General features: G+C 41.3%; 22 protein-coding genes and 2 pseudogenes. 16 read left to right on the forward strand and 8 right to left on the reverse strand.

Annotated features, from left to right (window positions below):
- The first annotated feature begins 642 nt into the window (after positions 1-642).
- The gene (gene ltrA, locus I8U27_RS11885) at positions 643-1,890 is read left to right on the forward strand and encodes a group II intron reverse transcriptase/maturase (RefSeq protein ID WP_181752423.1); all 1,248 of its coding nucleotides are present in this window, start codon (positions 643-645) and stop codon (positions 1,888-1,890) included.
- 220 nt (positions 1,891-2,110) lie between these two features.
- Here the strand turns inward: ltrA and I8U27_RS11890 are convergent, their stop codons facing one another.
- Positions 2,111-3,349, reverse strand: a complete 1,239-nt coding sequence (locus I8U27_RS11890; RefSeq protein ID WP_181752422.1) for an MFS transporter — start codon at positions 3,347-3,349, stop codon at positions 2,111-2,113.
- 191 nt (positions 3,350-3,540) lie between these two features.
- On the opposite strand from I8U27_RS11890, the gene I8U27_RS21010 reads away from it, so the two are divergent.
- The 12 genes and pseudogenes from I8U27_RS21010 (at position 3,541) to alr (ending at position 18,185) form a co-directional block, all read left to right on the forward strand.
- Positions 3,541-3,939: an AMP-binding protein gene (locus I8U27_RS21010; RefSeq protein WP_181752421.1), complete on the forward strand. Its 399-nt coding sequence runs from the start codon at positions 3,541-3,543 to the stop codon at positions 3,937-3,939.
- Positions 3,915-4,793 (forward strand): AMP-binding protein, encoded by an 879-nt coding sequence (locus I8U27_RS11900; protein WP_181752420.1) that lies wholly within the window; start codon positions 3,915-3,917, stop codon positions 4,791-4,793. The genes I8U27_RS21010 and I8U27_RS11900 overlap by 25 nt, the downstream gene beginning before the upstream one ends.
- Complete coding sequence (locus I8U27_RS11905) at positions 4,780-6,444, forward strand: condensation domain-containing protein (protein WP_181752419.1); 1,665 nt, start codon at positions 4,780-4,782, stop codon at positions 6,442-6,444. Before I8U27_RS11900 ends, I8U27_RS11905 begins: the two co-directional genes overlap by 14 nt.
- A 10-nt stretch (positions 6,445-6,454) precedes the next feature.
- Positions 6,455-6,721: a condensation domain-containing protein gene (locus I8U27_RS21015; RefSeq protein WP_181752418.1), complete on the forward strand. Its 267-nt coding sequence runs from the start codon at positions 6,455-6,457 to the stop codon at positions 6,719-6,721.
- A 54-nt stretch (positions 6,722-6,775) separates the two neighbouring features.
- On the forward strand, positions 6,776-7,771 hold the full coding sequence (locus tag I8U27_RS11915) for a TauD/TfdA family dioxygenase (protein WP_181752417.1): 996 nt from the start codon (positions 6,776-6,778) through the stop codon (positions 7,769-7,771).
- 7 nt (positions 7,772-7,778) lie between these two features.
- Entirely contained in the window at positions 7,779-9,872 is a 2,094-nt protein-coding gene (locus I8U27_RS11920; RefSeq protein ID WP_181752416.1) for an AMP-binding protein, read from the forward strand.
- 10 nt (positions 9,873-9,882) lie between these two features.
- Complete coding sequence (locus I8U27_RS21020) at positions 9,883-10,362, forward strand: AMP-binding protein (protein ID WP_258567782.1); 480 nt, start codon at positions 9,883-9,885, stop codon at positions 10,360-10,362.
- A 47-nt stretch (positions 10,363-10,409) separates the two neighbouring features.
- Positions 10,410-14,350, forward strand: a pseudogene (locus I8U27_RS11930) (condensation domain-containing protein).
- A complete protein-coding gene (locus tag I8U27_RS11945) occupies positions 14,337-16,028 on the forward strand; it encodes a non-ribosomal peptide synthetase (protein ID WP_181752411.1) in 1,692 nt (563 codons plus the stop codon). Before I8U27_RS11930 ends, I8U27_RS11945 begins: the two are co-directional and overlap by 14 nt.
- A gap of 14 nt (positions 16,029-16,042) precedes the next feature.
- Positions 16,043-16,243 carry a hypothetical protein gene (locus I8U27_RS21380; RefSeq protein WP_181752432.1) on the forward strand — a complete coding sequence of 67 codons (201 nt, stop codon included), beginning with the start codon at positions 16,043-16,045 and terminating at the stop codon, positions 16,241-16,243.
- The gene (locus tag I8U27_RS11955) at positions 16,186-16,962 is read left to right on the forward strand and encodes a thioesterase domain-containing protein (protein WP_181752410.1); all 777 of its coding nucleotides are present in this window, start codon (positions 16,186-16,188) and stop codon (positions 16,960-16,962) included. The genes I8U27_RS21380 and I8U27_RS11955 overlap by 58 nt, the downstream gene beginning before the upstream one ends.
- Before the next feature lie 104 nt (positions 16,963-17,066).
- The gene (alr, locus tag I8U27_RS11960) at positions 17,067-18,185 is read left to right on the forward strand and encodes an alanine racemase (RefSeq protein WP_220185967.1); all 1,119 of its coding nucleotides are present in this window, start codon (positions 17,067-17,069) and stop codon (positions 18,183-18,185) included.
- 306 nt (positions 18,186-18,491) lie between these two features.
- Here the strand turns inward: alr and I8U27_RS11965 are convergent, their stop codons facing one another.
- Positions 18,492-18,995, reverse strand: a complete 504-nt coding sequence (locus I8U27_RS11965; RefSeq protein WP_181752408.1) for a TRM11 family SAM-dependent methyltransferase — start codon at positions 18,993-18,995, stop codon at positions 18,492-18,494.
- Complete coding sequence (locus tag I8U27_RS11970) at positions 18,980-19,504, reverse strand: THUMP domain-containing protein (protein ID WP_181752407.1); 525 nt, start codon at positions 19,502-19,504, stop codon at positions 18,980-18,982. The genes I8U27_RS11965 and I8U27_RS11970 overlap by 16 nt, the downstream gene beginning before the upstream one ends.
- A gap of 1,136 nt (positions 19,505-20,640) precedes the next feature.
- Between I8U27_RS11970 and trxB the strand changes: the two genes are divergently transcribed.
- The gene (gene trxB / locus I8U27_RS11975; RefSeq protein ID WP_181752406.1) at positions 20,641-21,588 is read left to right on the forward strand and encodes a thioredoxin-disulfide reductase; all 948 of its coding nucleotides are present in this window, start codon (positions 20,641-20,643) and stop codon (positions 21,586-21,588) included.
- Between the two features lie 160 nt (positions 21,589-21,748).
- Here trxB and aiiA read toward each other — a convergent pair whose 3' ends face one another.
- From aiiA to I8U27_RS21025, 4 genes are all read right to left on the reverse strand, one after another.
- Positions 21,749-22,507: a quorum-quenching N-acyl homoserine lactonase AiiA gene (aiiA, locus tag I8U27_RS11980; RefSeq protein WP_181752405.1), complete on the reverse strand. Its 759-nt coding sequence runs from the start codon at positions 22,505-22,507 to the stop codon at positions 21,749-21,751.
- 83 nt (positions 22,508-22,590) lie between these two features.
- Entirely contained in the window at positions 22,591-22,854 is a 264-nt protein-coding gene (locus I8U27_RS11985) for a hypothetical protein (protein ID WP_181752404.1), read from the reverse strand.
- Positions 22,855-22,903: 49 nt separating this feature from the next.
- Positions 22,904-23,599: an amidase gene (locus tag I8U27_RS11990; protein ID WP_232345444.1), complete on the reverse strand. Its 696-nt coding sequence runs from the start codon at positions 23,597-23,599 to the stop codon at positions 22,904-22,906.
- Positions 23,580-23,975, reverse strand: a complete 396-nt coding sequence (locus tag I8U27_RS21025) for an amidase (RefSeq protein WP_332310905.1) — start codon at positions 23,973-23,975, stop codon at positions 23,580-23,582. The genes I8U27_RS11990 and I8U27_RS21025 overlap by 20 nt, the downstream gene beginning before the upstream one ends.
- 179 nt (positions 23,976-24,154) lie before the next feature.
- On the opposite strand from I8U27_RS21025, the gene I8U27_RS11995 reads away from it, so the two are divergent.
- A complete protein-coding gene (locus I8U27_RS11995) occupies positions 24,155-24,781 on the forward strand; it encodes a TetR/AcrR family transcriptional regulator (protein ID WP_181752403.1) in 627 nt (208 codons plus the stop codon).
- A gap of 512 nt (positions 24,782-25,293) precedes the next feature.
- On the opposite strand, the pseudogene I8U27_RS12000 reads toward I8U27_RS11995, so the two are convergent.
- Positions 25,294-25,491 (reverse strand): annotated as a pseudogene (locus I8U27_RS12000) (Tn3 family transposase); the annotation flags it as partial.
- A gap of 125 nt (positions 25,492-25,616) precedes the next feature.
- Between I8U27_RS12000 and I8U27_RS12005 the strand changes: the two are divergent.
- Entirely contained in the window at positions 25,617-26,318 is a 702-nt protein-coding gene (locus I8U27_RS12005; protein WP_332310907.1) for a phosphotransferase, read from the forward strand.
- Positions 26,319-26,468: the final 150 nt, after the last annotated feature.

A 26,468-nucleotide genomic window follows, 5' to 3' on the forward strand; every position in this document is an offset into this window, starting at 1 on the left:
ACTAAACTCTGCCTACTGGCAGAGTCAAGGTTTAAAGAGCATAAAGGCAAGATATGACCTAATTCGTCAGACTTAAGTGAACCGCCGTATACCGAACGGTACGTACGGTGGTGGTGTGCCACGAACGCACACTGAAAGTGTGCGGTGCTGCACAGAAGATGAGGGTAGGCCCCTCGAAGTCGGTTTGCAGGAGCAGACTTCAAACCACCTCAAGCTGCAAAGGTAAAGAGCTTTTGTGGTGAGCGTTGAGGAAAAGGCAGGACTTGATCTTGTCAGGTGTGAGCCAAGGAGACGAGTGTAGACGAACTGCTGAAGACGTGTCGAAAACGTATGGATGACGTCAAAACTAAGGAGCACCACTGCCTTAGGATCAGTCTAGGGGAAACCTGCTTACTGCCTAGATGGCGTCCGGCATAAAGGCGGCGTGAACTTGGCTTAGGCTTTTGTGTGGAACGTGGGAACCTGTCGTTCCGATGTGAAGGGAGAAACACAAGTGGAGGCCCCATAAGTGTGAGAGTACCAATGCGGGACACAGGGGCGGAGTCGCTTGTAGTAGTGAAGAAGGTCTGTAATAAGACTGGAGCGAAGGAGCGACATCGTTCAGCTTTATAACAAAGAACAACCAAATTTGGAAGGATTCTTGTGAATAAAGCAAAGCCGTTTCAAATTAGTAAGAAAGAGGTCTGGGAGGCATACAAACAAGTAAAAGAAAATCGAGGAGCTGCGGGTGTTGATGGGCAATCCATTGAGGAGTTTGAACGTGATTTGAGGAATAACCTTTACAAACTCTGGAATCGAATGTCTTCTGGAAGCTACTTTCCTCCACCTGTTCGCCGAGTAAACATTCCGAAGAGTGACGGAGGGATAAGACCGTTGGGGATCCCAACGGTGATGGATCGAATTGCACAGACTGTTGTGAAACGACACTTAGAACCTGAGCTAGAAGTTCATTTCCATCCCGACTCTTATGGATATCGACCAAAGAAGTCGGCAATAGAAGCGGTGGGAGTAGCGAGGAAAAGATGCTGGCAGTACAATTGGGTTCTTGACTTGGATATTAAAGGCTTCTTTGACAACATAGATCATGTGCTTTTAATGAAAGCAGTTCACAAGCACACAGATTGTAAATGGGTCATTCTATACATTGAAAGGTGGCTTAAGGCACCAGTTCAAGAAGCAGATGGAATCCTTGTCAAAAGGGAAAAAGGGACACCGCAAGGCGGTGTCATTAGTCCTCTACTGGCAAATCTTTTTCTTCACTATACATTTGATCGGTGGATGCAAATCCATCAACCCAATATTCCTTTTGAGAGGTATGCTGATGATGTAATTTGTCACTGTAAAAGTGAAGAGCAAGCGCAGAAGCTACTTACTCAACTTAAGCAACGGTTTGCAGAATGTGGACTAGACTTACATCCTCAGAAAACAAAAGTAGTTTACTGCAAAGATGATGATCGAAAAGGAAACTATCCAAATGAGACGTTTGACTTTCTTGGGTTTACTTTTCGACCTCGACTCTCAAAGAATCGTTGGGGAAAGTGTTTTATTAACTTTACTCCAGCGATTAGCAATAAAGCAGCCCGTAAGATAAGGCAAACTATGAGAAGCTGGCGCTTACAACTGCGAAGCGACAAATCTCTTGATGATCTAGCCTGTATGCTCAATCCTGTCATACAAGGGTGGATGAACTATTATAGCAGCTACTATAAATCTGCTTTTTATCCAACATTGCATTACTTAGACCGAATTATTGTCCGATGGGCGATACGAAAATTTAAACGACTCAAAGGACGGCGCCAGCGAGCAAGACAATGGCTTCGGCGTATTTCCGAAAAAGAGCCATACTTGTTTACTCATTGGCGATTCTTGAAGGTAACGGCTGAACGATAGGAGCCGGATGAGCCGAGAGGCTCATGTCCGGATCTGTGAGAGCATAGGGGTGAGATTCCCCTGTGCTACTCGACTGAGAGGACGGGGGTTAGTCACCTCCTCCTACTCAATTGTCTGAAGTACCACTGGAATTTTGTAAAAAAGCGGTGCCAAGTTTTTTTCTGATAAGTATGACCTGTAAAAACTCTTCAGAGTGGCAAATAATTAATAAAAGAATGAGTTAATTTGCAGAACGGATTGCTTTTGACTTCAGAATCATAAACATGCAAATGGCCATGAGAATAGTTCCACTTACAAGCTGGATTTGGTCAATAGGAATATGGAGAGACAGTGCTCCTGATACAGCCCCATACCCTATCGGGATTAACCCAATGGACACAGTTGTACTCAAGCTGATGACTCTGCCTAATTTGCTCTGTTCTGTATTCTCCTGAATAAGACTGAAGGAATAAATGTTAATAGTTGATATACACATGCCTAAAATAACAAGGACCAGGATCAAATAGAAAAAGATAGTCAACTGACTCATTAAAACAAGTAAAGCCCCTTCTAGCAACAGCAGACAGAGGGTAATTAACCCTCTTTTTTTGCGAAGATTCATATAGCTGGTAACTAAGGCGCCCAATAACATACCTGCTCCCAGTGCGCTTTGCAAAACACTAAACTCAAATGCGGTTCCTTTTAGAACATGGCTGGCGATAATCGGAATGCCAATCATGAGAGGGCCTAGAAAAAAGAAATTGACGGTAACAAACAGGCTAGTCATTGAAAAAAGCAATGGGGACTGGATAACATAAACAAATCCTTCATGTAAGTCTTTCAAAAAAGTAGACGAGCGGGTTACTTGTTTTGCAGGGGCCTTGATCAAATAAAGTAAACAGCTGCCAAGCAAAAGGATCAGTAAAATACAGGTTAACGCTCCGTTAAATCCAAGGCGGGTCAGAATAACCCCTCCTACTATAGGTCCAGCCAATAAAGATAACTGACTGACTGTTTGCATAAAGGAATTTGCTCTCGTGATTTGGTTTTTATTTACAAGCAAAGGAACCAGTGAGTCTCTTGCGGGCCAAAAAAAAGCATCCAATGAACCAAAGCAGAAAGCAATGGCTATGAGGTACCAGATCTGTAATTGACCGTTTAGCAGGAGCAGCAGCATGGCAAAAACCAGAAGGCAACGAAAAGATAAGGAAAGAAACATAATAACAGAGCGTGAAAATCGATCAGCTATCACTCCGCCAACGGCCATAAACAGGACACGGGGAGTTGTCGTTGCAATCATTGCGATCCCAAGAAGGGAAGCGTTTAAGCGGAGTTGTTGTAGCACATACAGTTGTTCAAATAAAAGATAAATCGAGACTGAAAAGCCAGACAAAAGGCTGGATGAAAGCAGTAAAATAAATTTTTTGTTTTTAAGAAGAGACGGAAAAGTTTCTTTGGTTAATTGATTGTAAAGATCCACATGAATGACATCCTTTCTGTATGTGCAACTTTCAAAATTTATAATCAACAACGAAAATTACATAATAAATGATGATTTCTCATTGTATAACTTTTATCATACTATTTCTAATTAAAACAACATTTGATAAAAATTACCGTGAATCTTATGATGATTTTAGTAGTAAAAACTTTTAGTAAGTGATCGGGAAGGTGATAGTTATTTTTGATGAAAATATTCACACCATTGTTGACATGATTGAAAAGCAAGCGATAAAAAAGCCGCATCAGGCAGCGGTTAAATTTGGTGAAGTTATTATTACTTATGAAGAATTAAACAGGAAAGCAAACCAGAAGGCTTATTCTTTGCTTCAGAAACTGAAGTGTCAAAGAGAATCGTTTGTTGGTTTGATCATGAACCGATCCATCGATCTGGCCGTTGCTATGCTGGGAATATTAAAATCAGGATCTACCTATGTGCCGATTGATCCGAAGTTGCCGAAGGAAAGGATCAAGAGCATAGTGGATGACGCAAATCTCAGCTTAATCATTACCGATGATCAAATTCGGCTTTCATTAAAGAGGTTATGCCGGAACGTTGTACCCATATGAATTGGAATCACGACGAAAAAGTAAATAAATATGTTCCTTCTCGTGCGGTGCCTCATGGTGTTGCATATGTTATCTATACATCCGGGTCAACAGGCAAACCGAAAGGAATCATGATTGAGCATCAGGCTTTGTTCCATTGGGTGAAAAGTTTTTCACAGGCGGTAGATTTATCAAAGGACCGTTCGTTCCTGGCACTGGCAACCATTTCTTTTGATGCGTCGATTTTTGAAATATTGATTTCGCTTGCTTTTGGTTTGACTGTGGTTTTGGCTGATGAAACGGAACAGTTAGATCCTGTGTTACTGAATGAGTTACTGGTTAGATATGATGTGGATATTATCAATATTACCCCTACCCGAATGCAACAAATTATATCATGCACAAGAACAAAAGGTTTACATAAAGTAAAGAAAATCTTTTTTGCCGGAGAAAGTTTGCCGGAAAAGTTATTGCAACAAACGAGGAAAGTGACATCTGCTGCCCTGTACAATATGTATGGGCCCACAGAAACGACCATTTCCATCACTGCTCATGATGTGACGAACGCAAATCACATTACGATTGGTCATCCGATTTCGGGTGTCACATTTTACATTTTAAATGAACAACTTCAATTGTGTGATATAAACGAAACGGGTGAGCTTTATATTGGTGGAAAGACATTGGCTCGTGGATACTTAAACAATCAGGAACGAACTGAAAGGCATTTTATTTCTCATCCGCTATTCCCGGACAAGCGCTTATATAAAACTGGTGACTTGGTAAGAAAGCTTCCAGATGGCGATTATGAATATATTGGCAGAGTGGATAATCAAGTGAATTCATGGATATCGTGTGGAATTGGAAGAGATTGAAAACCATTTAACCCAATTTGCAAAAATTGAGGATGCAGTCGTGCTGGTAGAGGAAAATAAACAGGGCGAGAAATTGTTAACCGCGTATGTAAAGGCTTTGCACCATTTACATGTAACAGAATTACGAACGTTTTTAAGCGATCGATTGCCTCATTATATGATTCCTTCCCGATATATTTTATTGGAGAAAATGCCGCTCACTCCAAATGGAAAAAAAGACCGAAAAGCAGTGCTTTACATGAAGCAAACCCATCTCTCCTACAATCATTCCGAAATTTCCCCCCGTGATTCTACTGAAGAAAAAATCTACAATATATGGACCTCAGTGTTGGATGCGAGGCAGTTTGGTATCGATGATCATTTTTTTGCCTTGGGTGGACAATCTTTGTTGGCAACAAAGGTTTTAATGAAGCTGCAGGATTGTTTTCAGGTGGACTTATCGATTTCTGATTTGTTTAAAGCTCTAACTGTTAGAAAGTTGGCCGGACTGATTCAATACACACTAAAATCTAAGACAAAACAACAGGTGGGGATAAATAAAGCAGATCATGCATATGAAATTCCCTTATCCTCTTTTCAACAACGGCTCTGGTTTCTCGACCGGTTAGAAGAAGGTCTGTCAACATCCTACAATGTGTTAACTGTTTGGAAATTAAAAGGTTATTGTGATCCAATCATATTGGAAAAAAGCATAAACCATATTGTAAGCAGGCATCAGTCTCTTAGAACCACTTTCATTGAAAAAGAAGGCCAACCATTTCAAAACATCTTACCTTCCTTACAAGTACCCCTTCTAAAAACCGATTTGAATCATATATCTGAAAATCAACAAATGGATCAAGTTGTTCAGACTGCAAGGAAAATGACCGAACAACGCTTTGATTTAGAGAAAGGACCGCTACTTAGGGCACAGTTGTTTTGCCTGGCTGATGCAGAATCTGTATTTGCTTTATGTATGCACCATATTATTTCGGATGACTGGTCAATGGAAGTTTTTATCAAAGAATTGGCCGTCATTTATGAGAGTTTTCTTATGAACCAGTCCCTATCCTTACCGGAATTGTCGATTCAATATGCCGACTTTGCCATATGGCAGAGAAAAAGCTTAAACAGCTCCCGGCATAAGGAGCAAGCAGAATACTGGAAACAACAACTTCAAGGTGACTTACCTGTTTTACAATTGCCTGCGGATCAAGTCAGACCAGAACGTTTTACGTATCGAGGTGCTACAGAGACATTGACGATCAGCAGAGAGACGGCGGATCAATTATTATCGTTGGGGCAACAAGAAGAAGCAACTTTGTTCATGGTGATCCTTGCTGCGTATAGTATTTTATTGCATGTTTATACAGGACAGGAAGATATTTTGATTGGTTCCCCGATTGCGAACAGAAAACAAGAGGAGGTGAAGGATCTTATCGGGTTTTTTGTAAATACCATTGTTTTAAGAACAAAACTGTCTGAAAAATTGACTTTTAAAGAACTATTGAAACATGTGAAGCAAATATCAATGGATGCTTATAGATATCAAGATTTTCCTTTTGATCGTTTAGTTGAGGAGGTGAAGCCGGAAAGGGATATGCGGTATCCGCTTTTGATTCAAGCATGGCTTGTTTTTCAACATATACCTCAAAGAAAATCTTGCTTTTGAGCAGGTTCCAGTGGCCCCAGAAACGACAAACTTTGATCTTTCGCTCTCCATTGCTTTTGTTAGACAGAAAATACAGGCGTCATTTACTTATAACAAAGATTTGTTTTATGCATCGACAATGAAAGTTTTAGCTTCTCGTTTTTTAAAAATTATCCTGCTGATTATAAACAATCCTGAACTAAGGTTACATGAAATCGTGGAACATTTAAATCAAGATAATCGCAAGCAATGGTTGACAAAGAAAAAAGAGATGTATAAGAGAGGTAAAAAAAATTAAAAGAGGGAGATGTAAATGAAAAAGGCCTAGCATAAAAACAGGAAACAACGAGAGATGAAGGCGATTCCGTTGGATATACAAGAAATGGTCCGTCAACGCCGTTTTTCTGACGGACAAGCATTGCCTTTAATCATAGAACCTACTTATCCTGATATGAATTTAACTGAATGGTTGAAGCAGCAATCTGAGTGGGTAGAAAAGCAGTTATTACAGTGTGGCGGAATTTTGTTTAGAGGGTTTCAAGTAAAAAAACAAGTAGATTTTCATCAATTAGTCGACGCTATTTGTTCACAGCCAATGACTTATAAAGAAGGGGCTACACCGCGTACAAAAATAAGCGAAAAAGTGTACACCTCTACGGAATTTCCAGCTACACAAAGGATTGATTTGCATAACGAACTATCCTATGTAAATACATGGCCAAAAAAAATCTGGTTTTGTTGTATCAAAAATGCAGACAAAGGAGGGGAAACGCCAATTGCAGATGTACGTAAAGTATATCAACTTATCAATAAAAAAATTATTGATACATTTAAAGAAAAAGGATGGATGTTAGTCAGAAATTTTGGTGATGGGTTTGGACTTCCGTGGCAGCGTGTTTTTCACACTGATTTGCAACATGAAGTAGATGCTTATGGTAAAGAAAATGGAATTTCACGTGAGTGGAAAGATGAAAACCGTTTGCGTACAACACAGGTTCGCCCGGCTATTGCCATACATCCGGACACCAAAGAATCTCTATGGTTTAACCATATTGTCTTTTGGCATGAGTCCAGTTTAGAGCCACGGTTAAGAACCATGTTTCATAATGAATTTGGTAAAGACGGGTTACCTTTTAGTACTTATTATGGTGACGGAACCCCCATTGAAGATGAAGTGATTGACGAAATAAAAAAAGCGTATCGACAAGCAACCATCACCTTTAAATGGGAGGAAGGGGACGTATTAATGCTGGATAACATGCTGGTTGCGCATGGGAGAAATCCATTTGAAGGGGAGCGTAAAGTTTTAGTTTCGATGGGAGAGCCAGTTCATCGCCAAGGAGAGTGAAGAAATCATGGAAAATCACATGACTGAGGGCTTCCGTTTGTCCCCGCAGCAAAAGCATTTATGGTTTTTGGGAAAAAATCATTCGTCTTCTCCTTACAAAGTTCAATATTCAATTCTTATGCAGGGGACGGTTGACCACCAGCGATTGGAGAAGGCATTGAAACGAATGATTCAACAGAATCATATTTTGCGAACCAGCTTTGTGCAAATGCCCGGTATGAATTTTCCGGTACAAGTCATTCAGGAGCCGGGAGAAGTATCCATCACCTGTCACGATTTAACAAAGGAAAGTCAAGCTGAGCAACAAAGATACACCCGTTCACTATTTGAAGAAATGTTGAACAAGCCTTACTCCTTGGCAGAAATGCCGTCAATCCAGGCGGTTTGGCTGAAATTGTCTGCTACGGAACAGATTTTAATTCTAGGGTCCTCCTCGATGTATTTGGATAATGATTATTCATCCTTATTAACGCAGCTTCGTGATAGTTATGATCAGATCGAGAGTGACCATGAACCATTGCAATATGTCATGATATCTGAGTGGTTTAATGATTTGCTTGTGGATCCCGAAGCGGATATGGGACGGGAGTATTGGGAAGATAAAGAAATTTCTAAATTAAACTTGCAATCTTTTGAAAAAACATTCATATGTAATGATCCTTGGCAATCATGTCATCCGGAGCATATTTTCCTGTCTTTGGATGAGTCGCAGTTGCGAAAGTTAGAAAATATTGCTCGGGAGAAGAAAGTGAGTGAGCAAGCGCTGTTTCTGACTTGTTGGTATACACTTCTTCATCGAATAACAGAGCAAGGGCTAGTGACAGTGGGAACGCTTTGTGATCCGCGGGAGGATGAAGAATTAAGGGGAGTGATTGGACCGTTAGCCAGATATGTTCCATTCACCCACACCTTACAACATGAGTCTTTTCAAGATTTGCTGCTCAAGTTAAACAGACGTTTATGTGAAATGACTGAATATCATGAATGTTTCTCGTGGGATCATATGGAAACGGAAGAACGCTGTTTTTCTTTTGGTTTTGATTTTCAAGATCGAACTCAATGGGCCAGTGGTTCAGAGATTACTTTTTCTTTGCTGAACCAATATCACTGGCTGGATTATTTTAAGATTAAATTGTCTGGTGTCAGAGACCATCATGGATTTACGTTAGAGTTTCATTATGATGCACAATGGTTCGATCAAGCTGCTGTCACTCAATTGGCTGACTACTACATGACCCTTCTGGAAAAAGCTTTATCTAATCCAAAACTACCTGTTGACCAGTTAGACATATTGAATGAGGTGGAGAAAAAGAAGAGTTTGCAAGTATTTAATCAAACAGAAGCAAACTTCCGGCTCGAGGCTGGTTTGCATCAAATATTTGAAGAGCAGGTCAAAAAGACGCCGAACAACATTGCCGTTCAATTTGAAGATCAGCATTTAACTTATGCTGAATTAAATCATCAGGCGAACCAGTATGCCCGCTATCTGGAGAGAGAAGGGGTAGGTCCGGAGACGGTAGTAGGCATTTGCCTTGAACGTTCACTTGAAATGGTGATTACTATGTTGGCGGTGCTGAAAGCTGGTGGGGCATATCTTCCGCTTGATAAGGATTATCCTGAGGCACGGCTGGCATTTATCATCAAAGATGCCCGGCTTTCGTTATTGATTACAACCAGAGAATGTTTACCAAATGACCTGGATCTGGAGCCAGAGGTTCACATTCTCTATTTGGAGGAACAGAAATCCATCCTGCTTGAGGACAAAACAGATATTCAGCGACCCGTATCAGAAAACCAAAGTGCATATGTGATCTACACATCAGGCTCTACAGGTTTGCCAAAAGGTGTGATTATCCCGCATCGGGCGTTATGCAACCATATGTTGTGGATGCAGGATAAATTTCCTCTGGGGGTGGATGATAAAGTACTGCATAAAACTTCATTTAGCTTCGATGCTTCCATTTGGGAAATATTTGCGCCACTTTTGGCAGGAGCTGCATTGGTCATTGCTAAACCGAAAGGACAATTGGACCCGGAGTACTTGATTGAAACAATTCAACAGAAACAAATTACCGTTCTCCAAGTTGTTCCTACGCAGTAGCGAATTCTTCTTGAGCAAGAGGGATTTGCTCAGTGTGTTAAAACGTGTATTTAGTGGTGGAGAAGTATTGACAGCCGATTTGCAGGAACGCTTTTTTTCTACTTTGCCAAGCGAGTTGATCAATCTTTATGGGCCAACGGAGGCTTGTATTGATGCTGCCTATTGGATATGTGACAGAAACAGCAAGGAACAGTGTATCCCTATTGGACGACCGATCAACAATGCGAAACTATTCATTTTAGATGAACAATTGCAACCCGTCCCCATCGGGGTTTCAGGCGAATTGTATATTGGTGGATACGGCCTGGCCAAGGGTTATTTAAACCGGCCAGATTTAACAGCGGAGCGCTTTATCTTTAGTGATGCATTAGGGATGCGTTTATATAAAACAGGCGATATTGCCCGTTATTTGCCCGGTGGTGAGATTGTGTTTGTCGGGCGAAAAGACAACCAGGTAAAACTCCGTTTCGCATTGAGTTGGAAGAGATAGAAAGGATTCTTAAAAAGCATCCGGCTGTCAATGATGCAGTGGTTGTGGTGAGAGAAGATGAACAAACAAACCAAAATCTGGTGGCTTATCTGGTAAAAGCAAAAGAAAGAGAGCAGGAACAAGAAAAAGAGTTTCGATCTTTTTTAAAAGAGATTCTTCCTGAATATATGATTCCTAATCTGTTTGTGTTTCTGCCTAAATTGCCATTAACGGCAAATGGCAAAACAGATCGGAAAGCTTTGCCCATACCCAATCAAGAAAAAAATGACATCAATACAAGCATGGCTCTTCCACAAAACGAAATCGAACGAATCGTCGCCAGCTTATTTTCGGAAGTATTGCACAAAAAAATAGTTGGCAGGGATGAAGATTTCTTTGAATCAGGGGGCCATTCGCTTGTTGCGACGCAGTTGATCGCCCGTTTACGAAATGCGTTTGAAGTGGATATTCCTTTAGTAAGCATTTTTGAATCTTCCACTGTGGCGGTTTTATCTGATACGATTGCAAAGCTGTTGGCGAAAGATGAGATACAAGCTGTTCCACCGTTAAAGGCCTTATCCAATGACGCAGAAACTGTCCCGTTATCCTTCGCACAACAGCGTTTATGGTTTTTAGACCAATTAGAACCGAACAGCCCGATCTATAATATGCCGTTTGCCATCCGGATCAAAGGGATCTTAGATAGGAAGATGTTGGAAAAAGCATTAAGTGAAATCATTTTACGGCATAAAGCTTTAAGGACAACATTTTTAGAAGTGGATGGTGAGGCAGTACAAAAAATTCATCACCCATCCAACATAAAGTTGCCCGTTGTGGATTTGCGCCGGTATTCTGAGAGTGAGCGTGAAGCAAAAGCCTGCCGTTTAGCTAAACAAGAGGCGAAAAAACCTTTTAACTTGGAACAAGGCCCCTTAATTCGAGCGACACTGGTCCAACTCCAGGATAACGACCATTTGTTTATATTCAATATTCATCATATTGTCTACGATGGATGGTCAAGAGGTGTTTTCATAAGTGAACTGACGACGTTATATCAAGTATTTACTGAAGGAAGACCTTCTCCTCTGGAAGATTTGCCTGTCCAATATCCGGATTATTCCGTCTGGCAACGGCAGTGGCTGCGCGATGAAGTATTAGACAAGCAGTTAAATTATTGGCGGTCCTGTTTGGATGGAGAGTTACCCCAGCTTCTTTTACCGACAGACAGACCAAGAACGGTAGGGCAAACCTTCAATGGGGCCATTCATACTGTGAAAATATCATTAGACTTAACGGAAAGATTACAAGAACTGAGCGCCAGAGAAGGATCAACTTTGTTCATGACGCTGTTGGCGGCTTATAATACTTTGTTATACCGATATACGCAACAAGAGGATATTCTGGTAGGAACTGCGATTGCCAATCGAAATCATCCAGAGCTGGAGAAATTGATCGGCTTTTTTGTAAACACGTTGGTAATGAGGACGGATTTGTCCGGAAATCCTTCTTTTCGTGAACTATTGAAGCGTGTACGCAAAATGGCTTTGCAGGCTTACGCCCATCAGGATCTGCCATTTGAAAAATTGGTGGAAGAATTGTGCCCAGACCGGGATGCTTCACATTCACCTTTATTTAAAGTGATGTTTTCTCTGCACAATACGCCGCAGCATAAGTGGGAACTGCCCAATTTAACTATTACTGCAATGGATCTAGAGAGTGAAACCGCAAAATTTGATATGAACGTGGAAGTAACTGAAGAGGAAGATGGGTTAACGATAGCGCTGGAATATAATGTTGATTTGTTCGATAAAGAAACCATTGAAAGATTTGGTTTGAATTTTTGTACTTTACTGGAGCAGATTGTGCAAAACCCCAAGCAAACCATTTCCGATATACCGATCTTAACTGATGAGCAAAAAAGAGAATTGCTGGATCTCTGCGGGCAAAACGGAAGCTTGGACTGGGGAGAGTCAGAGGAGGCCATTCATCATGTGTTTGAGAAACAGGCTCAAGATACGCCGCACAGAAAGACTTTAACATTTGAAGGAAAGAGTTTAACTTATGAGCAGTTAAATGAACAAGCGAATCAGTTGGCTCATTATTTGCGGAAAAAAGGGATGACGGATGGAGCAAGGATCGCTGTTTGTCTGGAACGTTCCGCAGAAATGGTTGTGACACTGTTGGCCATCTTAAAAGCGGGTGGTGTTTATGTCCCGCTTGATCCTCACTATCCAAAAGAGCGTTTGACTTATATGGTTGAAGATGCCGATCCCGCTTTATGGATCACGCGAGAAAAGTTTTTAAATCATATTCCCTCACATCAGGCCGAACCCATTGTTTATGATGAAACATTGGCGGAAGAACTTAAAGTTGAAGATAAAAGAAATTTGTCAGACTCAACGCCCAGATCATCATTGGCTTACATTATGTATACCTCTGGCTCGACAGGTCAGCCAAAGGGAGTATGTGTAACACATCGGGGCGTTGTCAGTTTAGTAAAAGAGACGGAGTTCATCCCTTTTTCCCCTCATGAAACATGGTTGCAGTTTGCGCCGGTTTCCTTTGATGCGGCGACATTTGAGATTTGGGGAAGCTTGCTGAACGGTGCGGAACTTGTTGTGTTTCCGCCATATCTCCCGTCTCTGGAGGAATTGGGGGCATTTATTCAAGAACAGCAAATTACGGTTTTATGGTTAACATCCGGTTTATTTAATCAAATGGTTGACTATAATCTGTCAAGTTTATGCCAGGTTCGTTACTTGATTGCAGGTGGAGATGTGCTGTCCGTCCCACATGTGAGAAAAGCATTACAGGAGCTGCCGGAATGTCAACTCAATATGATATCGGTCTGGAAGGTAACTGGTGAATTAAACATAGTGGTGTTGAAAGATTGCTTGGATGAGATTGTGCGTCGCCATGGTTCTTTGCGCACAATTTTTGTGGATGGCTCTGAAGGACCTGTGCAAAAAATTCTACCATCATTGGCATTGCCTTTTTCAGTGGTTCACCTTGAGGAAAAACCCAGAGATACACGATATGATCAAGCGTATGAGCTGGCAAAAAAGGAAGCGCATCATTCGTTTAATCTTGAAACAGGGCCGTTGATTCGCGTGAATTTGGTTCAACTAAGTAACAAGAATATTTCTTTATTGTGAATATGCACCATATTATCACGGACGGGTGATCGATGGGAGTTTTTATCAAAGAGCTTGTTTCATTGTATCCCTCTTTTTTTGGATCAAGCGCCCTCTCCTCTTTCGCAGCTTCCTGTCCAATATACGGATTATACCCAGTGGCAACGAGAGTATTTGCAGGGAGAAGTTTGGGACAGACAGCTATCGTTTTGGAAACGTTTATTTACGAATGAGCTTCCGGTGTTGCAATTGCCTGCGGACCGACCGAGACCTACTCGGTCGGTCTTTAAGGGAGATATTGTTACCCTTAAATTCAAAAATTATTGGACGAATTAAAGCATTGGAGCATCCAGGAACAAGTCACTCTTTTTGTCACCTTGTTTACAGCATTTATTGTGTTACTTTATCGCTATTCGGGCCAAGAAGATATTATTGTGGGCACACCTGTGTCGAATCGCAATCGCAGCGAAATAGAAGGGTTAATTGGCTTTTTTGTGAATACGCTTGCTTTGCGGACAAATTTATCCGGTAACCCGAGCTTTCAGCAATTGGTTAAAAAAGTAAAAGAAATGTTTGCGGAAGCATATATGCACCAAGATATTCCCTTTGAAAAGCTGGTAGCGGAATTAAAACCGGAACGTGATGTAAGTCAATCTCCCCTGTTCCGTGTCATGTTTGCCTTGCAAAATGCACCCCTGCCTCCGCTTGAATTGCCTGGTTTGGTATTTGAACCAGTAGAAGTTTACAACGATACGGCTAAGTTTGATTTGTTTTTATCCATTACGGAATTGGAAGATGGCTTGTCCTGTGTACTTGAATATAGTTACAGAATTATTCGATTCCGATACGGTGGAACGAATGATGGGGCATTATGAAACCTTGCTTAAAGCAATCGCAGCAAATCCGAAGCAAAAGATTTCATCCATTCCCTTATTGACGGAAATGGAGAAAAGGAAACTGCTGACGGAATGGAACGGAACAGATACCTGGTTTCCAAATAAGAAATGCATTCATGAGTTATTTGAAGAACAAGTAGACATAAATCCCCATGCGATCGCTGTAATTGATAGGGAGATGAGATACAGTTATTTGGAATTGAATAAGCGTGCTAACAAACTGGCTTATTTTTTGCAACAAAAGGGAGTTGGCCCCAATGTATTTGTGGGTATATGCATGGATCGCACGTTTGATATGATTGTGGGACTACTGGGAATACTTAAAGCCGGAGGATCGTATGTTCCACTGGATCCCGATTACCCCAAAGAGCGTTTGGCTTATATCATAAATGATACGAAAATGAATTTTTTGGTTACCGGGCAGAGAAACACAGACAAGCATGGTGTTATAAATAGAAAAACAAATGCGGACCAGCTGGCGTATGTTATTTATACTTCCGGTTCCACTGGGCAGCCCAAAGGGGTAATGATTCAACATAAACAAGCAGTCGCAATGATTTCCTGGGCCAAAAACGTGTTTTCTGATGAAGAACTTGCGGGAGTGCTGGCATCCACATCGATTTGTTTTGATCTTTCAATCTTTGAGATTTTTGTCCCTTTATGCCGGGGGAAAAAAGTGATCCTGGCGGAAAATGCCTTATATTTGGCAGAGTTGCCTAACGCACAAGAAGTGACATTGATCAACACTGTGCCGACAGCGATTGCCGAATTGCTAAAGGTTGAGGGGATTCCTCGATCTGTAAAAGTGGTAAATTTGGCCGGTGAAGCATTAGATGAAAAACTGGTGCAACAGATCTATCAAAAAGAGTGGATTGAGAAAGTAAATAATTTATATGGGCCGTCCGAAACAACGACTTACTCAACTTATGCGCTTATTCCCAGAGATCCGGAATTAAAAGTTCATATTGGAAAACCCATTGCCAACACTCAAATCTATATTTTAGATTCTGAACATCAGATTGTTCCGATTGGGGTTCCTGGCGAGATATTTATCGGTGGTGCAGGCTTGTCACAAGGATACTTGAATCAGCCTGAGTTGACTGCTGAAAAATTTATTGCCCATCCTTTTCGTAGTCATCAAGGAGAAAAGTTATATAAAACAGGTGATTTAGCGCGCTTTTTGTCAGATGGGAATATTGAATATTTAGGAAGGCAAGATTACCAGGTCAAAATTCGAGGGTATCGTATTGAAACAAAAGAAGTGGAGGTGGTTTTAAAACAACATAGTGCGGTCAAAGAAAGTGTTGTTATGGTGAAGGAGGGTCCGGATGGAAATAAGCGATTAATTGCTTTCCTGACAGGTAAACAGCCGGTCCCCACTATAAAAGAAATTCGCAGCTATCTGTTAGAAAAACTTCCCGGTTTTATGGTACCGAGTTCCTTCATCTTATTGGATTCTTTTCCCCTAACGTTAAACGGTAAAATTGATCGAAAAGCACTTTTGCAAATGAGTCAGGAAATGGCGGAGGAAGAAGCAGGTCTTATTTTGCCTCGTGATTGGGTTGAGCTGAAAATGGCACTTAAGTGGGAGGAGTTGTTGGGAGTCAAATCGGTTGGTGTAAATGATAACTTCTTTTACTTAGGTGGCGACTCTTAACGGCTGTTCAATTTATTGCTTGGTTAAGAGAGGAATTTCAACCAGAATTCCCATTATCTATGTTATTTGAAAAACAAACGATCGCTAAACTAACACGAGAACAGGGTCGTGATTTTACTGTTCTCCTTTGTTGCCTTTACAGACCAAAGGGGAAAAAGTGCCTTTTTTTTGCGTTCACCCGGTTGGGGGAAATGCCTTCTCTTATATTCATCTAGCCGATGCGCTGGGAATGGATCAACCTTTTTATTGTTTACAGGCCCAGGGGCTGGAAGATGATGTCCCCCCCATTGAAGATGTTCAGACAATGGCTCTACATTATATGAAATATCTTCTTGGCAAGCAGGAAGAGCCGCCATATGTGTTGGGCGGGTATTCGTTTGGCGGTATTGTAGCTCTGGAAATGGCTAGAGAATTAAGACACCGAGGTTTAGAAACGCTTTTGGTTCTCATTGATGCTATTTGTCCAAGTGTTATCGCAAATAAAAAGACATATTTAAGTGAAGAAGTGTTGTTAAATGAATTTGCTAAGGAATTAATGATTCGGGCAGGCAAAACGTTAAAGCGAAAATGGGTAGAAAAATTGGGAACAGACACACCGGAACAGGCTATTGAGCGGATGCGGAGAGAACTGATTGAAGCGAATGTGTTGAAGCCGGATATAGGATATCAGCAACTCTGGCGCTATTACCAAGTTTTAAAGTTCAATACGCTAGCTTTTAATCAGTATCATTCAAAACCTTATCATGGAAAAGTGATCTTAATTCGTGCAGAGGAACAGTTGTTGAAAGAGATGAAAGATAAGGAAATGCTCGGCTGGGAGGAAACACTTTCTGACCTTACTGTTTTTAGAGTGCCGGGTAACCATTTTACCTGTTTGTTCCCACCCCATGTTAATGATGTAGCTGCATTGTTGAAGGATACACTTAAGGTATAACGAAGTGAAAAACAGGGCTCCCTAGTCGCTATTTAAAAAGTATATCACCAAAATATTTCAAATAAAAAATATTTTTTTGTGTAATGGGGGTTAATAGTGAACAGTTGGTAGCAGAAGTTAATTTGAGTGCAATTGCTTTTAATTATCGTGAAGTTCGTCACATGATCAATCCTCAAGCTAAAATCATGGGGGTAGTTAAAGGGGATGCATATGGACACGGATTGGTTCAGGTAGCTAAAACTTTAGCTGCTCAAGGTGTAGATCAATTAGCTGTTGCCAGCATTCAGGAAGGAGTACAGTTACGCCAGGCAGGAATTACCTTGCCGATCCTCGTATTGGGTTATACCCACTCTGCTCAAGCTAAAGAGATTGTTCAATATGATTTGATGCAGTCTGTTTTTTCTCTGGATATGGCACAGGCTTTATCAGAGGCAGCCCATCGGAAGACAAAAATTCATATTAAAATTGATACAGGATTAGGCAGAGTTGGCTTTCTCCCAAATCATTTGTCTATTGAGTGGATAAAAAAGATACAAGGTTTATCTGGTATCCAAATTGAAGGAATCTATACTCACTTTTCATCTGCGAGTGATGAGGATAAGGGTTCTGTTTCTCACCAATATCATATTTTTGCTTCCTTTATTCATCGTTTAGAAGAAGAAAATATTCACATTCCGATTCGCCATGCCGCCAATAGCCCCTCCATTATCCAATTTCCAGAGACGCATTTAAATATGGTTCGACCAGGCATATTATTGTATGGTTTACTTCCGTCTTCGAAAATAAAGGCTGACTACTTACAATTAAAAGAAGCAATGACCTTGAAATCGCGGGTGATCTTTTTGAAAAGTGTTGATAAAGGTGTTTCCATTGGATATGGGAGAAGCTTTATTACCAGGCGTAAAAGTCAAATCGCTACCATTTCTGTTGGATTTGCTTATGGTTATTCCCGTTCTTTATCCAATCAGGGATATGTATTGATACGTGAAGCATATGCCCCTATTGTAGGAATGATTAGTATGCATCATATTATGGTGGATGTTACAGATATTCCAAATATAACTGTTTGGGATGAAGTAGTTTTATTTGGACGGATGGGAAATAAAAGAATTTCTGTAAATACGCTTTCTGATTTAGCTAAGACAATAAACACAGAAATTCTCTGTTCAATAGGTTCAAAAGTGCCAAGAGTGTATACTCTGACTGAAGAGTTTGTGATATGAACATATTCAAATGAAACTATCGTCTGTTTTTTTGTGATGTAATTTGCAATTACATGGTGAAATAATTGGTAAGACCAAGTGAAAAAAGGAGTAATAGCGAGAATCTCTAAATTTCCTGTATAAATACGAAATGACTTGAGTTTCACTAGAGAGTATCTCAAGTCATTTTCCATTTAATAATTATATGATATTCCTCCCTCGTAGAGAGAACTGGGGATAAAATGGATCAAAAGTCAACTTCTTTGAGGAGGTAGCGAAGTTCAAATTTGGTGCCGATGAAATCCGCGTTTTTCTGTCGGGACCCCACTATAGGGTGTTCCTTTTTTCAAGCACAAACAGCGCTGGGTGCAAACCCTTCAAACTCAGTGGATAGGACTTTAGGCAAGAGAATCCAAATCGTTCTGCTTCCTCCAGAATTTGATGAGTACTCTCAGATAAAATAACAGCTGTTCCGTTTGGAATCAAAATTCTGGATATCTCTTTCATCACGTGATGTTTGAATGATCTTATATCCTCATCAATTGAAATCTGTCTTCCAAACGGTAGGTTTGTAACAACTTTATTGACAGAATTAGAGTTAAGAGGGGTTTTTCGTGCATCCCAAACATTAACCTGAACATTAGCATAATAGAGATTCTCTTTGGCTAACATCGTAATTGTGCTTGAAATATCGCCGCCAATAATTTGATTTGCAGGGTATACGACTCGTTCTGATAAAATGGTGCCTGATCCACAGCAGAGGTCTACGAAAGTATCTGTTGGTTGAGGATCTGACAGCCACACCATCGCATGAGCTACAGTAGGTAACAATGATGAGAGAACTCCCTTTTCTTCTTACGATAACGAAATGCAGCATCAGTGAGGCGAAGTGAGAAAGTTACTTCATTATGTTCAATATCAAGCCGGAGTTCTATTTGATGATTTTTGGCTGTTCCAACTCTCCAACTGGGATACCTTTTTTGAATCCCCTCCATCGCCACTTCAGCGGCTTCAAAACGGCTATATGTTTGTTTGCCTTTGCGGCTTGCGTTCACTCGAAATGATTTCTTTTTATCTAGAAAATACAAATCCAATTGAGACATCCGCTCTCTCAACTGAGATAAATGCTGTTTATGTGGTCCAATCTGAAATTGATCAATAAATCGAAACAAATTATCTGCTGACCTTAAAGAACTCAAGCATGCAAATGATTTTGATGTAGTAAAGAAAACTTTTCCTCTCTTTATTTGTGTTATTTCAGCATCACACATCTTATGCCTGATTTCATTTGATAAAACGTATTCTAATCCGGGCAATACACTCGCAAAATAAAGAGTCATATTAACGCCTCCGCATATTGAACACCGTTTAAAGAACACAAAAAAGCCGCAAATGAACCACCCGCTTGATTCATCACGGCCTCCTGTGAAACTTATTTATTTAAAATGGCATTATGATGATCGAGTTCATTGACTGTTGACACTTGAAAAAATGCACAACAAACTAAACCTCCTTCAAACAAGGAGTTTTTTCCTTTCAAGCATCAAACATTATTCAATTTGTGATTATTGAATAACTGTCAAGAACACTGCCATCATCATGATTAGAATACCTCCGTTCACTTCTGATATGGACTATTTTATATCCTCAAATTTGGGGAATCAACCCATACAACTTTATTCCTTTTTGGTATCAACAAGCAGCGACGTGTTGCCTATTCTCAATGGCCCAGGTTCCACAATGATGATAAATCACTTGACTACCCATTTGAATTAGATGTGCACGAAACTTTTATGAATACAAATAAATAAATGAATGCTTTACATCATGTTAAAAACCATTCACTTTGAGCTAAGAGCGGGGGCCGTTCCACGTACCTGCCATGATTTGGTCGAAGAGATCTCCGAATTGTTGCTGGCTCTTAACGTGGGACCTCTTTGTCCGATAATTAAAAACTAGTTTGCAACACAAACAAAAAACAAAATCCAAAAAAACTACTATAAGAAAGAGTACACGATGTCTATATACGCTCAAATAGATGTAGTTATGAAATGAGTTAGTTGTGAGTGGAGCTAATAATGCTCGTCTTGTTTATACTAATCAGGATTTGAGCAAACCATTCTTTACTTATGAATATCACTTTCTGGATTGGTATGAGCGATGGTTAGATAAAGTCATTAAAAGGCTATGATATTTCCTGGTTTGGAACGAATATGGAATAAAGTCTGGTTCCTTCGCATTAATTTTCACCAGGATAAATATGGACATGCCGTCATCAAGAAATTAATCATCAATATTTTGTTTGAGTGATGGATCAAAAGGGTAAGATAGTATCCCGGCAGAGTTGGAAGTGAACAATAGGTGTGAAAAAGGTTGCTGATCAGGAAAAGTTATATACAATAGAGAGTAGGTCCTAGGCAACTATTTTTTACATAGGGATTGATCGCTTCTCTATATTCACAGGAGGTCTTTAGATATGAACAAAGTCATCGTTTTAGGTACAGGACCGGCAGGATTAACTGCAGCTATCTATCTGGCGCGTGCAAACATGGAGCCGCTGGTAATTGAGGGGCCGGAACCGGGTGGGCAACTGACAACCACCACTGACGTCGAAAACTTCCCGGGTTTCCCGGATGGAATCTTAGGCCCCGATTTAATGGATCAAATGCGCAAGCAAGCAGAGCGATTTGGTGCCACGTTCAAACGGGGCTGGGTGAAGAAAGTGGATCTTTCAAAAAGCCCTTTTCAAATATTTATCGGTGATTCAGAGGTATTGGAAACTGAGGGTCTGATCCTGTCTACAGGTGCATCAGCAAAATTGTTGCAGATCCCGGGAGAGAAAGAAAACATCGGCAGGGGAGTAAGCACTTGCGCGACATGCGACGGGTTTTTCTTTAGAGGCAAAAAAATCGTAGTCGTTGGTGGCGGGGACTCAGCTATGGAAGAGGCTACGTTTTTAACCAAGTTTGCCACGGAAGTGACTGTCATACACCGCCGCAATGAACTGCGTGCTTCTAAGATTATGCAGGATCGTGCCCGAGCCAATGATAAAATCAAGTGGTGTATGAACAGAACTCCTCTTGAAATCCTGGCGGGTGACAAAGGGGTAACTGGAATCAAAGTGAAGAATAACGAAACCGGTGCAGAAGAAATTATTGAAACCGACGGTGTTTTCATCGCCATTGGACACAAACCAAATACCGATTTTCTGGAAGGACAAGTAAAAACAGATGAGCTGGGTTATATTGTAGTTGAGCCAGGTACCACGAGAACCAGTGTTCCGGGAGTTTTTGCATGTGGGGATGTTCAGGACCATGTATACCGTCAGGCGATCACCGCAGCCGGAACAGGTTGTATGGCGGCGCTTGATTGTGAGCGGTTTTTAGAAGGCAGTGCTACCCACGATTGGAGTAAAAGCTTGTAAGAGTTCAAATGAAACGAACACAGTCCTATGTTGGACTGTGTTCGTTTCATTTTGGGATAGAGGTAGCCAGCTCGATGGTAGCGGCAACTGGGACGACGAAGTGCAATTTGCCCAAAAAAATGGGAAATAATATCCATTTCAAAGGTGGATTGTAGTCCTGTTACAGGAAGTCGGGGAATGTGCGACATTCTTTCGCCTGATCTCTATCATGTCCGAAGAAAACAATCGAGGGCTGAATATCTTTAATCAGTTCCTGCGTGAGCTGAATCGATTTTGAGGTCAATTCGGAATCAAATGACAGGAACGGTACGCCATTCTCAAAGTTCTCTCTGGTGTAGGCCACATCAATCGTCAGTAATACGGGACCTGATTTTTCCGTTGTGACGAGCACCGATTGATGGCCCGGCGAGTGACCCGGTGTAAATAGAATGTTAATCCCAGGTGCCACTTCATGGTCACCCTCAATGATTTGATATTGTAATTCAGGAAGCCTACATTCTGGCGGCGAATAATCGTCATCCTCCATTGCAGCGTCATACTCGTCCCGCTGAATAAGGATCGGGGTATTGCGGAAATGGCTGTTGCCCCCTGCATGATCAAGATGCAAATGGGAACAGATCACCATCTGAATATCGTCAGCATGATAACCGACACGTTTCAAAACACTTACAATGGTGTCATTCTCCGTCATGTTTGGGACGACCAGATCTTCCCTTCTGGTCCCTTTATAATAATGAGGATTGTTGACAAAGGCGTCTGGCATTCCGGTGTCGATTAATATCGGTCCGTCGGTTGTTTCCAACAAAAAAGACCAAACCGGAAGTTCAACTAATTGGCCAGGTGTGAAGTTTCGGTTGATTGCCGAATGATCGAGATAACAATGGCCGGCAGGTAAAAAATATAGTTTCTTAACAGTCATAGGTCAACACCCTTCATGAAATTGAATGTATTTGTTTTACATACAAACTAATTATGACTTGCATAGGACAAAGTGCGCGAATGTCAAAAGAGAATACCCAGATCTCTTTGCCCGCCCGTACAAGTCCATCTGAAGCAAACGATCCCGCTTATTTCCTCAAGTATCGTTCTTTCTTGTAAGTGGGGGGGCAGCACTGGCTCAATGTTGGTTAAATTTAGTTCCATCAAGCTTCGGCTTATGGCCATAAACTGCTCTAAAGCCGCTTTGGTTGTGTCTGTCGCCGTATCGGCTCCAGCTCCTGTCAATGGTTTCGTATTCACTTTTGAGTTGGGCTGCTTCTGTTTCATCGGTTTATCCCTCCATTAAATGATTCAGCGCGGACGCCGTGCCGCTTCGTCATGCGTCTGACTTTGTTAACAGCTTCGGGTGCCTTGTGTGCCAGTCAGTGTTCGACTCATAGGCGTAACCAATGCCCAGTACAGTCGCTTCATCAAAGGGGCGGCCGATCAGCTGCAAGTTGATCGGCATGCCGGAAGGCGAGAAGCCGCACGGCATGGATAGACTAGGCATTCCGGTTAGATTGGCCGGTGCTGTAAAATTTGTCAGACGGAGTGATTTCTCGTACAGTTCCACATCGTCGGCGCGCGGCGGGGTTAGCGGTGTCGCTGGCGTCAGCAAAACATCGACCCCGGACAATGCGTTCAGAAAGTCGTTGACAATCAGGTGCCGGGCACGCTGAGCCTGCAGGTAAGTCGACGCTGGGACTTGTCTGCCACCTTCTAACATCATTCGCACGTCTGGACCGTAATCTTCCGCACGCGTATCAATCCAGTGCTCGTGGATGGCGAACATTTCCCCTTGCATGATGGCCATCGTCGCCCCCTGTGCATGCTTGAGCAGTGGCAAGCCAACTTCCACGATTTCTGCTCCTAACTCTTGGAACGTGCGGATTGCCGCCTGCATCGCAACATTCACCTCGGGTTCCAAATCCTCGTAAAAATGGTTCATCGGCAGGCCAATACGCACACCCTTAAGATTATTCTGATAGATCCGGATGCCAGGTACGGGCAGATCAACCGTTGATTCGTCCATCGCCGGACATCGCATCCAGACACAGTGAGGCATCCATGACGCTGCGGGTCAACGGACCAGGATGGTCGAGTGACCAGGCCATCGGAATAATGCCGTACCGGCTGACCCGACCATACGTTGGCTTCATCCCAGCGATACCGCAACAGGCGGCAGGAATACGGATCGAGCCGCCAGTATCCGAGCCGGTACCCATATAAGCAAGTCCCGCTGCCACAGCGGAAGCGGAGCCGCCGCTTGAACCTCCCGGAACATGGTCGAGATTCCATGGGTTGAGGCAGGGACCGAAGTGCTGGCTGTTTGTCGTCATTCCTGAAGCGAACTCATGTGTCTGCACTTTGCCAAGTAAGACGATTCCGGCCTCGTATAGCTTGACCACGACAGCTCGGAATCCAATTTTCTCATCTCGTCGGCCTCCTCGATTGATTTGCTCTTACATACAAAACGATTTATAATGAAGAAAGGACAATTTGTCCGATCTGAATTAATCATAACGGACAAATTGTCCGGATGTCAAATAAGAATAAACAAATTTCTCATTCTAAGGAGAATGTTTATATGAATAAAAAACCAAAATCTAGCTCTTCGAAGATTTCTAGGGAAGAGGTAAACCGAAGACGAATTTTGGATTCGGCAAGGAAGCTTTTCATCGAACACGGCGGCGTTGAGGGCGTCAACATGCATCAGATTGCGAAGACAGCGGGAGTCGGACAGGCAAGTTTATACCGCCGGTATACGGAAATTGGCGACATCTGTATAGAGATCGTCCGCGAAGAGTGTCAGCCCTTATTTGACGAAGTGCAAGCGTATCTTGATCAATCTCCAGAAGTTGCTCCTTTGGACCGATTATATCAAGTGATCGTTAGATTCGTTGCTTTTTTAGAGGCGAAAATTCCCTGGCTTTGTGCCGTCAGTCGGGCATCGTCCGGGCATCGTCCTCTTCAATCGCCGCTTTATCAATGGATGCGCAATACATGCAGAGATCTGTTAAACGAGGCCGTTGAACGAGGAGAAGTTTCAAAGGTGGACGTTCCGTATACCGTTGAAGCTTTAATGGCAACGCTCCATAATATTGACTTTCATATGAAAAATCAAGGCTTTTTGACTGAACGAATTCTTCAAGGCGTATATCGGATTTTCATTGAAGGATTGAAGGATGACTCTGGTGCAAAAACCACTCGCTAGAAACATGGGTGGGTGGACCTGGCGGGCTAAAAAAAATCACTCAGGGAGATTGGTGATCATGTTACCAATCCCGAGCGATTTGAGCCAGAGTTAAACGAAGTCAAACCAAGCGACTTTATACGTAATATGCTGTATAAAAATCCATTACTGTGCTGTTGTTACTTTAAATTAATGTTTGATCAACATGATACTAATAATCTTGATAACCGAACAAAAAGAAAAAGCTTGTTTTGAAACATTTGTAAGTAAGTTATTTATCCTTTAGGTGTTAATGGATCAATACGAAAGGATAGTGGAAAAAAGAGGAGAATTTTGAAATGACTATCCCGCATTAAAAATGTACAACTACCACATATGGGCAAATGGAGTTATATAGGTGATCAATCCTATTCCTAAATGATGGTTACTTTTATGTGTGGCAATATGCCTAATTTCAAATACGGCAGGGATTGGGGCGTCAACTAGGATTTGTTTAACTAGATTTTTGTCATGCTCTTTTGAAGAGAAAGTTACTAGCATTTAAACTTCTCCAATAATAACCTAATATTCAAGTCCACATTAAATTTACCATATGGCGTTATATGGTTATAAATCAGCGGGCTGAGTGCGCGTAAATCTTCGGTCGTCAGCTTGTTCAGCCAGTCTTTTTCCTTGATGATGTTCTGGATTTTGATAGTGTTGATATAGACCAGGCAATTTTGAAGCAGAGACGAGCGCTGATTTTCTAGGCAAGGGAACTTTCCTTAAATAAACAAAAGGCTATGAATTGTAAAACTAATAAGCGGAGCTGGGAGTGTCATGGAGATAAATCAATATCTTACAACGATAAAGAGAAATTCATTTTCTAACAAAATGGTCTAATCAGCTCCCGTTGTCTGTTCCTTGTTATAAATGGATTTACTTTGAAAACACCCCTTCTTTTGCTGCTTATCCTAAACTGCCAGGTTATCCCCTAGATTCTCAATATCTCTCTAAAAACATTGGTACATTATCAAGTGAGCTCGGATCATTTCTATCTGCTTTACATAAAATTCCCATTTCTTTCCCTTCACTAGAAATTCATCGTCGAAACTGGAAACAGAAATATGAAAAATTCTATATCCAAGTACAAACATATGTGTTAGATCAATTAGAAAAAGATTTGAGAGACTGGGTTAAACAACGATGGAATAGATTTTTGCAAGATGAAGGACAGTTTGACTTTCGGCCAGTTTGGATTCATGGTGACTTAAGTGCAAATCACATTCTTATTAATGATCGAATAGTGACCGGAATTATTGATTGGGGAGATGTAGGCATTGGTGATCCAGCTTTTGATTTAGCTGCGTTAAGTTATGAATTTGGCGAAGAATGGATGAAACACGTAATAACTCAATATACAGTCGAAATTGATGATCATTTCTTTCGTAGAGCAAACTTTTATGTCAAAATTGCTCCACTTCACAGGCTGTTATATGCTCTAAACACTCGCCAACCACTACAATGGGAAAAAGGTATAGAGCAATTAAATAAATTTTATAAACACGAAATGATTTGAGTTCCCTAAGTGGTATCTCAAGTCATTTTTCCATTAATCAGGAAAACAACCTAAAACATGATCATAGAACAATGGTGTTAGGTTTTTAAAGTCTTAGTGTTGTGAATTTTAAGTTTTTATTTTTGTTTCCGAAGAGGAGCATTCTGGAAG

It is taken from the genome of Paenactinomyces guangxiensis (genome assembly GCF_016055185.1).
Lineage (GTDB): Bacteria > Bacillota > Bacilli > Thermoactinomycetales > Thermoactinomycetaceae > Paenactinomyces > Paenactinomyces guangxiensis.

Excerpts from the sequence above, each read along its gene's own strand:
- I8U27_RS11900 (WP_181752420.1), top strand. The coding sequence starts at position 3,915 with ATGCCGGAACGTTGTACCCATATGAATTGGAATCACGACGAAAAAGTA.
- I8U27_RS11915 (WP_181752417.1), top strand. The coding sequence starts at position 6,776 with ATGAAGGCGATTCCGTTGGATATACAAGAAATGGTCCGTCAACGCCGT.
- I8U27_RS11920 (WP_181752416.1), top strand. The coding sequence starts at position 7,779 with ATGGAAAATCACATGACTGAGGGCTTCCGTTTGTCCCCGCAGCAAAAG.
- I8U27_RS11945 (WP_181752411.1), top strand. The coding sequence starts at position 14,337 with ATGGGGCATTATGAAACCTTGCTTAAAGCAATCGCAGCAAATCCGAAG.
- I8U27_RS11970 (WP_181752407.1), bottom strand. The coding sequence starts at position 19,504 with ATGACTCTTTATTTTGCGAGTGTATTGCCCGGATTAGAATACGTTTTA.
- trxB (WP_181752406.1), top strand. The coding sequence starts at position 20,641 with ATGAACAAAGTCATCGTTTTAGGTACAGGACCGGCAGGATTAACTGCA.
- aiiA (WP_181752405.1), bottom strand. The coding sequence starts at position 22,507 with ATGACTGTTAAGAAACTATATTTTTTACCTGCCGGCCATTGTTATCTC.
- I8U27_RS11985 (WP_181752404.1), bottom strand. The coding sequence starts at position 22,854 with ATGAAACAGAAGCAGCCCAACTCAAAAGTGAATACGAAACCATTGACA.
- I8U27_RS11990 (WP_232345444.1), bottom strand. The coding sequence starts at position 23,599 with ATGGACGAATCAACGGTTGATCTGCCCGTACCTGGCATCCGGATCTAT.
- I8U27_RS11995 (WP_181752403.1), top strand. The coding sequence starts at position 24,155 with ATGAATAAAAAACCAAAATCTAGCTCTTCGAAGATTTCTAGGGAAGAG.